This is a genomic window from Brevundimonas sp. (genome assembly GCF_041911375.1).
GTDB lineage: Bacteria > Pseudomonadota > Alphaproteobacteria > Caulobacterales > Caulobacteraceae > Brevundimonas.
Genome location: NZ_JAYRPA010000067.1, coordinates 20,495 through 28,956 on the forward strand (window position 1 = coordinate 20,495; position 8,462 = coordinate 28,956).

The 8,462-nt window shown below is 69.2% G+C and carries 10 protein-coding genes; 4 read left to right on the forward strand and 6 right to left on the reverse strand.

Annotated features, from left to right (window positions below):
- Window positions 1-22: 22 nt before the first annotated feature.
- Window positions 23-1,030, reverse strand: a complete 1,008-nt coding sequence (gene trxB / locus ACE3PU_RS11805; protein WP_374389981.1) for a thioredoxin-disulfide reductase — start codon at window positions 1,028-1,030, stop codon at window positions 23-25.
- Between the two features lie 69 nt (window positions 1,031-1,099).
- On the opposite strand from trxB, the gene ACE3PU_RS11810 reads away from it, so the two are divergent.
- Window positions 1,100-1,294, forward strand: a complete 195-nt coding sequence (locus ACE3PU_RS11810; RefSeq protein WP_374389983.1) for a hypothetical protein — start codon at window positions 1,100-1,102, stop codon at window positions 1,292-1,294.
- A gap of 3 nt (window positions 1,295-1,297) precedes the next feature.
- On the opposite strand, the gene aroC is transcribed toward ACE3PU_RS11810, so the two are convergent.
- Window positions 1,298-2,383 (reverse strand): chorismate synthase, encoded by a 1,086-nt coding sequence (aroC, locus tag ACE3PU_RS11815; RefSeq protein ID WP_374389985.1) that lies wholly within the window; start codon window positions 2,381-2,383, stop codon window positions 1,298-1,300.
- An 8-nt stretch (window positions 2,384-2,391) separates the two neighbouring features.
- Complete coding sequence (locus ACE3PU_RS11820; protein WP_374389987.1) at window positions 2,392-3,123, reverse strand: DnaJ C-terminal domain-containing protein; 732 nt, start codon at window positions 3,121-3,123, stop codon at window positions 2,392-2,394.
- 115 nt (window positions 3,124-3,238) lie between these two features.
- Here ACE3PU_RS11820 and pdxH point away from each other — a divergent pair, with 115 nt between their 5' ends.
- Window positions 3,239-3,913: a pyridoxamine 5'-phosphate oxidase gene (gene pdxH, locus ACE3PU_RS11825; RefSeq protein WP_374389989.1), complete on the forward strand. Its 675-nt coding sequence runs from the start codon at window positions 3,239-3,241 to the stop codon at window positions 3,911-3,913.
- 76 nt (window positions 3,914-3,989) lie between these two features.
- Window positions 3,990-5,112 (forward strand): peptide chain release factor 2 gene (prfB, locus tag ACE3PU_RS11830; protein ID WP_374389991.1). Its coding sequence is split into 2 segments (ribosomal slippage): window positions 3,990-4,058 and window positions 4,060-5,112, totalling 1,122 coding nucleotides; the frame shifts between segments, so codons are not numbered across the junction.
- 42 nt (window positions 5,113-5,154) lie between these two features.
- Here the strand turns inward: prfB and ACE3PU_RS11835 are convergent.
- The 3 genes from ACE3PU_RS11835 to tyrS form a co-directional block, all read right to left on the reverse strand.
- Window positions 5,155-5,706, reverse strand: a complete 552-nt coding sequence (locus ACE3PU_RS11835) for a polymer-forming cytoskeletal protein (protein WP_374389993.1) — start codon at window positions 5,704-5,706, stop codon at window positions 5,155-5,157.
- A 114-nt stretch (window positions 5,707-5,820) separates the two neighbouring features.
- On the reverse strand, window positions 5,821-6,288 hold the full coding sequence (locus tag ACE3PU_RS11840; protein ID WP_374389995.1) for a peroxiredoxin: 468 nt from the start codon (window positions 6,286-6,288) through the stop codon (window positions 5,821-5,823).
- Between the two features lie 18 nt (window positions 6,289-6,306).
- Window positions 6,307-7,560: a tyrosine--tRNA ligase gene (gene tyrS / locus ACE3PU_RS11845; protein WP_374389997.1), complete on the reverse strand. Its 1,254-nt coding sequence runs from the start codon at window positions 7,558-7,560 to the stop codon at window positions 6,307-6,309.
- Window positions 7,561-7,920: 360 nt separating this feature from the next.
- On the opposite strand from tyrS, the gene ACE3PU_RS11850 reads away from it, so the two are divergent.
- Window positions 7,921-8,316 (forward strand): hypothetical protein, encoded by a 396-nt coding sequence (locus tag ACE3PU_RS11850; protein ID WP_374389999.1) that lies wholly within the window; start codon window positions 7,921-7,923, stop codon window positions 8,314-8,316.
- Window positions 8,317-8,462: the final 146 nt, after the last annotated feature.

The window sequence follows — 8,462 nt, forward strand, 5'->3', positions numbered from 1 at the left end:
AGACCCGTCCGGTCGGGTCGGGTCACCAGACCCCGATCTTCTCGGCTTCCTTGTGGCTGATCGGGTGGCCCTGCTTCTTGTGGTCTTCTTCGGCCAGGAAGCGGCTGGCTTCCAGAGCGGCCATGCAGCCCATGCCCGCGGCGGTGACGGCCTGGCGATAGACGTCGTCGGTGACGTCGCCGGCGGCCCACACGCCCTCGATCGCCGTCGCGGCCGTGCCCGGCTTCACGCGCAGATAGCCGCCGGAGTTCGTCTCCAGCTGCCCCTTGAACAGTTCCGACGACGGCGCATGGCCGATGGCGATGAAGACGCCGTCGGCAGGGATTTCGCGCGTCGAGCCGTCCTGGACGTGTTTCAGCCGCACGCCGGTGACGTTGCGGGCGACGCCGTCGACCACGCCGACCACCTCTTCCACCGCATGGTTCCAGATCACCTCGACCTTGGGATGGGCGAACAGGCGGTCCTGCAGGATCTTTTCGGCGCGGAATTCGTCGCGGCGGTGCACGACGGTCACCTTGGATGCGAAGTTGGTCAGGAACAGCGCTTCTTCGACGGCCGTATTGCCGCCGCCGACCACCACGACCTCCTTGCCGCGGTAGAAGAAGCCGTCGCAGGTGGCGCAGGCGGAGACGCCGAAGCCCTGATAGGCCGCTTCCGACTCCAGCCCCAGCCACTTGGCCTGGGCGCCGGTGGAGATGATGACCGTCTCGGCCAGCAGTTCGTCGCCGCCGTCCAGCTTCAGCCGGAAGGGGCGCTGCGACAGATCGGCCGAGACGACGATGTCGTGGATGACCTCGGTCCCGACATGCTCGGCCTGGGCGCGCATCTGCTCCATCAGCCAAGGGCCCTGGATGGTCTCGGCGAAGCCGGGATAGTTCTCCACGTCGGTGGTGATGGTCAGCTGGCCGCCGGGCTGCAGGCCGGCGATGACCACCGGATTCAGCGAGGCGCGGGCGGCGTAGATGGCGGCGGTCCAGCCGGCGGGGCCGGACCCGATGATGGCGAGGCGGACGGAACGGGGCGTGCTCATGGTGCCTATTTAGGGGCTGATTCCGCTTCGCGCGATGCTATCGTCGCTTCGACCGCGAAGGAGTCGGGGATGAAGAACAAGGGCGCCGCCTTTTTCACGGGCGGGATCGGCGTGGGCCTCGCCATCGGGGTCGCCCTGGGCGTGGCCATGGACAGCATCGCGCTGGGTCTTGCGCTGGGCGTCGCCATCGGGGCCGGCCTGGGCTCGGCCGGCATGGCGGCCGAGAAGAAGAAGGACGACAAGGACGCGGGGCCCGAAGCCTGATCGTCAGCCGACCTGGGCGCGGTGCCGCAGCATCGCATCGGCCAGGACGCAGGCGGCCATGGCCTCCACCACCGGCACGGCGCGCAGGGCGACACAGGGATCGTGGCGGCCCTTGGTGCGCAGGTCCGTCTCCTCACCGTCGCGGGTGATGGTCTGGCGCGGCGTCAGGATGGAGGAGGTCGGCTTGAACGCCACCCGCGCCGTGACCGGCTGGCCCGTCGATATGCCGCCCAGCACGCCGCCGGCCTTGTTCGACAGGAAGACCGGGCGCCGGTCGAGGTCCAGCCGCATCTCGTCGGCGTTCTCCTCGCCCGACAGTTCCGCCGCCTCGAAGCCGGCGCCGATCTCGACCCCCTTGGCGGCGTTGATCGACATCAGGGCCGCCGCCAGCTCCGCATCCAGCTTGCCATAGAGGGGCGCGCCCCAGCCCGCGGGCACGCCGGCGACTTCCAGCGCCACGACGGCGCCGATGGACGAGCCGGCCTTGCGAACGCCGTCCAGATACGCCTCCCATTCGGGCACGACGGCGCTGGAGGCCGCGAACAGCGCATTGCCGCCGACGGCGTCGAAGTCGATGGCGTCCGGGGCGATCCGATGCGGGCCGATCTGGACGACGCCGGCCCGGATGCGGACGGTTTCGCCCAGGATGCGCCGGGCCACCGCGCCGGCGGCCACGCGACTGGCGGTTTCGCGCGCCGAAGACCGGCCGCCGCCGCGATGGTCCCTGACGCCGTACTTGGCCTGATAGGCGAAGTCGGCGTGGCCGGGGCGATAGGCGCGGGCGATCTCGCCGTAGTCCTTGGACCGCTGGTCCTCGTTGTGGATCAGGATGGAGATGGGCGTGCCCGTGGTCACCGGGCCGTCGCCGTCGTCGAACACGCCCGACAGGATCTGCGCGGTGTCGCTCTCCCGGCGCTGGGTCACGAAGCGGCTGCCGCCGGGTTTTCTCTGGTCCAGCCACGGCTGGATGTCGGCCTCGGTCAGCGGGAGCAGGGGCGGGCAGCCGTCGATCACGCAGCCGATCGCCGGTCCGTGGCTCTCGCCCCAGGTGGTGACGCGGAACAGATGGCCGAAGGTGTTGTGCGACATGGCCCGACTTAGGCCGCCAGACGCTCCGGCGTCCAGACCCGGTTGAACCGCACCAGCAGGTCCTCGGCGGCCGAGGGGGTGTCCTGGCACGGGTTCAGGGTCACGATCAGCCGCCCCGCGGGGCGCGGGCCGCGGGCGGGCAGGCCCAGGCCGCGCAGGCTGAGGCGCACGGGCGCCTGGAGGCCCGGCGTGACCCAGGCGGAGCGCAGGCCGGCGTGGGTCTGGATCTCCAGCCTGCCGCCGTCGGCCAGAACCCGCAGGCCCGCCGGCGCCGTCATGAACAGGTCGTCGCCCATCACCGACAGGCCGTCGGCGGGGCGGATCAGGATGCGCAGATAGAGGTCGGCGCCGTCGCTGGCGCCGCGCTTCAATCGCAGGTGCTCGCCGGTCCGCAGGCCCGCCGGCACGGCGACCCGCACGGTCCGCGCGCCCAGACGAAGCTCGATCCGCGCACCCCTGACCGCCTGCAGCGGCGTCAGCGCCATGACGGGCGCGGGGGCGGAGCGGACGACGGGCGCGGCGAGCGCCAGGCGGCTGGCGCCCTGCGCCTGAACCAGCCGATAGGCCGCGATCACCCTGCGGAAGCGGTCGGGGTCGCCGCCGTCCTGATCGGGCCTGGCGGCCTTCACCGCCGCCCGGAACGCCGCCTTGAGAGCGGCGTCGTCGACGGGGCCGTCGACGCCCAGCGTCGCCAGGGCGTCGCGGAGGGCGGGATCGGAAGCGGACTTGAAGGCGCTCATGGCGGGCAGCCTTGGGCGTACATGGTCAAGACCGGGTTAACCGTGACACGAATCGAGCCGCGACGCGCTGAACCGCGACGTTCCCTCGCGGACGGGAAGGGGGTAATCAGCCGTCATGACCGCCCCCGTGATCCCGCCCAGCCCGTCGCGCGAGGAGTATGCCCGCGACTACGCCGCCGCCCTGGCCGCCAATGGCGACGAGGCCGCCTTCGAGCGGCCCGAGCCGATCAGCCTGTTCCTCGACTGGCTGGCCGACGCACGCGCGCACGAGGTCAACGACGCCAACGCCATGACCCTGTCGACCGTCGACCGCGACGGCCTGCCCGATGCGCGGATCGTGCTGCTCAAGGACGTCGACGATCGCGGCTTCACCTTCTACTCCAACCGCGAGAGCGCTAAGGGCCTGGAGCTGGACGCCCGCCCGGCCGCGGCCCTGACCTTTCACTGGAAGTCGTTGCGCCGCCAGGTGCGGGTGCGCGGCGCCGTCGAGCCGGTCACGCCCGATGAGGCGGACGCCTATTTCGCCAGCCGGGCGCGCGAGAGCCGCATCGGCGCCTGGGCCTCGGACCAGTCCCGCCCGCTGGATGCGCGCGAAACGCTGGAGGCCGCGGTGATGCGCGAGACCGCCCGGTTCGAGGGGCAGGACGTGCCGCGCCCGGAACGCTGGACCGGCTGGCGCGTGACGCCCCAATCGGTCGAGTTCTGGCGGGACCGCCCTTTCCGCCTGCATGACCGCATGCGCTTCGAATGGGAAGGGCAGGGATGGCGCAAGACGCGCCTGTGGCCCTGATCGGGGATCGCCCCTTTCCCTTTCGTCGCCAGGCCTCTATGTCCGCCCCTCGCAATTTGTATCGCTGGAGATCGCGATGAGACCGGATGTCGAGGCCATGAAGGCCGACATCGAGCAGAGCGTCGCTCTGCTCAGGAGGCGTCTTTGACTGGGATGTCGCTCTAAGAAAGCTCGACGAGCTGAACGCGCGGGTCGAGGATCCGACGCTGTGGGACAATCCCGACGAGGCCCAGGCCGTCAGCCGCGACCGTTCGCGCCTGGAAGGCCAGGTCAACGCCGTCAAGGAGATGGAGCAGGGCCTCGAGGACGGGGTGATGCTGGCCGAGATGGCGGACGAGGAGGGCGACGAGGCCGCTCTCGAAGACGCTCGCGCCCAGTTGAAGGCCATCAAGGACCGCGCCGCGCGCGCCGAGCTGGAGGCCCTGCTGTCGGGTGAGGCCGACGGCAACGACGCCTATCTGGAAGTGAACTCCGGCGCCGGCGGCACCGAGTCGAACGACTGGGCCGGCATGCTGCTGCGCATGTACACGCGCTGGGCGCGGGCGCACGGCTATGAGGTCGAGGTCGAGGCGGAGGAAGGCGGCGAACAGGCCGGCATCAAGTCCGCGACGATCCAGGTGAAGGGCCCCAACGCCTATGGCTGGCTGAAGTCGGAATCGGGCGTGCACCGGCTGGTGCGCATCAGCCCGTACGACGCGGCCGCCAAGCGCCACACCAGCTTCGCCTCGATCGGGGTGTCGCCGGTGGTGGACGATGCGATCGAGATCGACATCAACCCCTCGGACGTGCGCACCGACACCTACCGGGCCTCGGGCGCGGGCGGCCAGCACATCAACAAGACGGACTCGGCGGTGCGCCTGACGCACATCCCGACCAACACGGTGGTGGCCTGCCAGGCCGGCCGGTCGCAGCACCAGAACCGCGAACAGGCCTGGAAGATGCTGCGCGCGCGCCTGTACGAGCTGGAGCTGCAGAAGCGCGAGGCGGCGGCGCAGGCGCTGGCGGACGCCAAGACCGACATCGGCTGGGGCCACCAGATCCGATCCTACGTCCTGCAGCCGTATCAGATGGTCAAGGACCTGCGGACCGAGGTCGAGACGTCGGACACCCAGGGGGTTCTGGACGGCGACCTGGACCAGTTCATGGGCGCGGCGCTGGCGGCGCGGGTCGGCGAGACCCGCGGATCGACGGCGGAATAGAAGAAGGGGCGGTCCGGCGGACCGCCCCTTTTCAGTTGATGATCAGGCCGTGGCCTTCTCCTTGGCGTCGGCCTTCTTGTCGGCGGGCGGCTCCAGCATCGACGCGCCGGGCGTGTCGCGCTTGGCCTGGTTGCAGCGGCCCTGGAACCAGGCGCCCTGTTCGACCGACAGCTGCTCCTGGGTGATGTCGCCCTCGACGCGCGAGGTGGCGTAGAGGCGGACCTGCTTGGCCACGATGGCCCCTGTGACGCGACCGCGCACGTCCAGCACATCGGCGTGGACGGTGCCCTCGACCGAGCCGCCCTCGCCAATGGTGACGCGGGCGACCCGAACGTCGCCCTTCAGCGAGCCCTCGATCTGGAGGTCGCCGGCGCCGGAGATGTTGCCTTCGTACTTCACGCCCGCCGACAGGGTCGACAGGCTGCTGGAGCGCGGCGCCGCGGCCGGGCGGGGCGGCTCCGGGGCGCGGGGGGCGGGCGCCGAGGCGACCGGCGCTGAAGCCGGCGTCGGGGCCGGCGCGGGCGGCTCTGGCGCCGGGGGAATGCCCAGGCCGCCTTGTGAGCCGCTGTCGATGGGTTTGCTCTTGGTGAACATGGTGCGCTCCGCATGTCGCCAGCCAAGGCCGGCCTTACCCCAAAGCCCTCGGGCGGGATTTAGGGGGGCGCGCGACGCGCAGGTCAAGCGCCGCTTCCGAACCACGCTCGTCGATCACAGGGCCTTGAGCGCCTCCAGCACGGCCTCGGCATGGCCCGCGACGCGGACATTGCGCCAGGTCTGGACGATGTTCCCGTCGGGCCCGACCAGGAAGGTGGCGCGCTCGACGCCCATGTATTCGCGGCCGTAAAGCTTCTTCTGAACCCAGACGCCCCAGGCCTCGCAGGCGGCGCCGTCCTCGTCGGAGGCCAGGATGATCCTGAGGTCGTGCTTGGCCTTGAAGCGGTCCAGCTTCTTCGCGGGATCCCTGGACACGGCGATGACGGTCGCGCTCAGGGCCCCGAAGGCGTCGATCAGGGCCGAGAAGTCCTTGCCCTCGTTGGTGCAGCCTGGGGTGTCGGCCTTGGGATAGAAATAGACCACGGCTGGGCGGCCCTTCAGCGCGGCCAGGGAGACGCGGCCGCCGCCGTCGGTCGGCAGGTCGAGGATGGGGGCGGGCTGGCCTTCGGTGACTTCCGGCATCTCACATCTCCGAACGGGTCAAACGGGACGAACCAGCACGATCTTTTTCTTGCCGGCCGCCAGCTTGATGACGCCGTCGGCGACGTCCGCCTGGGTCAGCAACCGGGCGCCGTCGGAGACGGGGACGTCGTTCAGGCGCAGGCCGCCGCCCTGGGCCAGGCGGCGCGCCTCGCCGTTCGAGGCGGTCAGGCCCGCCTTGGTCACGACGGCGGCGATCATCGTGCCGAAGATCTCGCCCGAGGGCAGTTCGACGGTGGGCAGGTCGGCGGAGACCTGGCCCTTTTCGAAGGCGCTTTCGGCGGCGGCGCGCGCCTTGGCGGCTTCCTCGGCGCCGTGCAGCATGGTGGTGGCGGCGTCGGCCAGCGCCTTCTTGGCGTCGTTGATGGCCGCGCCTTCCAAGGCCTCGTATGCGGCGATCTGGTCCAGGGTCAGATCGGTGAACAGGCGCATGAAGCGGCCGACGTCGGCGTCCTCGGCGTTGCGCCAGAACTGCCAGTAGTCATAGGGCGAAAGCTGTTCGGCGTTCAGCCAGACGGCGCCCTGGGCGGTCTTGCCCATCTTGCCGCCCGAGGCGGTGGTCAGCAGCGGGGTGGTCAGGCCGAAGGCGGCCTTCTGGTCCACGCGGCGAACCAGATCAACGCCCGAGGTGATGTTGCCCCACTGGTCCGACCCGCCCATCTGCAGGGTGACGTTCAGGCTGCGGTTCAGCTCCAGGAAGTCCACCGACTGCATCAGCATGTAGTTGAACTCGAGGAAGGTCATCGGCTGCTCGCGCTCGAGCCGCAGCTTGACCGAGTCGAAGCTCAGCATCCGGTTGACGGTGAAGTGCGTGCCGAAGTCGCGCAGGAACTGGATGTAGCCGTAGGTCGACAGCCAGTCGTCGTTGTTGACCATCACGGCATCGGTCGGGCCGTCGCCGAAGGTCAGGAATTTGGCGAAGACCGTCTGAATCGAGTCGATGTTCGACTGGATGGTTTCCTGCGTCAGCTGCGGGCGCGAGGCGTCCTTGCCGGTCGGGTCGCCGACCTTGGTCGTGCCGCCGCCCATCAGGACGATGGGCTTGCCGCCGGCCTGCTGGAGGCGGCGCAGCATCATGATCTGGATCAGGCTGCCGACGTGCAGCGACGGGGCGGTGGCGTCGAAGCCGATGTAGCCCGCGACAACGCCCGAGGCCGCCGCCTCGTCCAGTTCCGTCGGGTGAGTGATCTGATGGATGTAGCCCCGCGCCTGCAGGGTTTTCAGGAAGTCGGACTTGAAGGCTTGGTCTGTCATGGCGGCTGGTCCGTTAGCAGGCTTGCCGCCGGTCGTCTTCCCCCTCGCGCCGCCGACGGCCGGCGGCGCGAGCGGTTTCAGACGGTCGGACGAAAAAACACCGGCTGAATAGTCTCAATCGTCTGAATGACGGCGACCGCACGAACGGCCGCTTGGCGATCGTCTTCGGCTACGCCAAATCCAGGACGCTATTCTAAACCAGCCCGGGAGGGCGCCAGCTTGTTTGAGGAAGCGCCAGGCTTGAGGCTTGTAAAGCCAGCGGGAAATCTGCGGAACTGCGATGGCCGCCGCTTACCGCAGCGGACGCTCGGAGTGTCAGCTGAGGGTGGAAAGAGGACATTGGTTCGTTAGAGTGGTTGGATGAAGTTCGGCGAACTCAAATCCATCGGACACAACATCGCTGACTCCCTCGCGAGCGGGATATGTCTGCTCGTCGGCTACTACGAGGTAGACATCTTCGCAGAGGCAGCGAGTTCGCCAGCCCGGTACATCGACGTGGACTTCCTAACCGGGACGAGCTCGGGCAGCTTGACGTCTCCGTCCCTGACCAAGGTCATCACGCTGTATCGGGATGCTCTTGATCGACTTTGCGCCAGTCATGGCACAAGCTCGTCAGCTTTTACCGTCCTAGCTGCTCGCTTCGCCACCGACAGCAGATACGGGGAGCGCTTCACCGTCACCGTCGAAGATCAATCGGGCCGCCGGTCGATTGACGAATATCTCGGCAGGCCGGGCCGTAAGCTGAAGGTCCGCTAAGGGTCGAGGCCGTGTAAAAACGCCTTGAGCTGCTGCGGTGGGCGCGCGGCATTGAGGCCGGAGCGCCTCCTTCTCAGGCCCTGATCGCTTCCATCAAGGGCTTGGTCCCGAGCACCGCGATCACCCGCTTCATGTTGTAGGCGAGG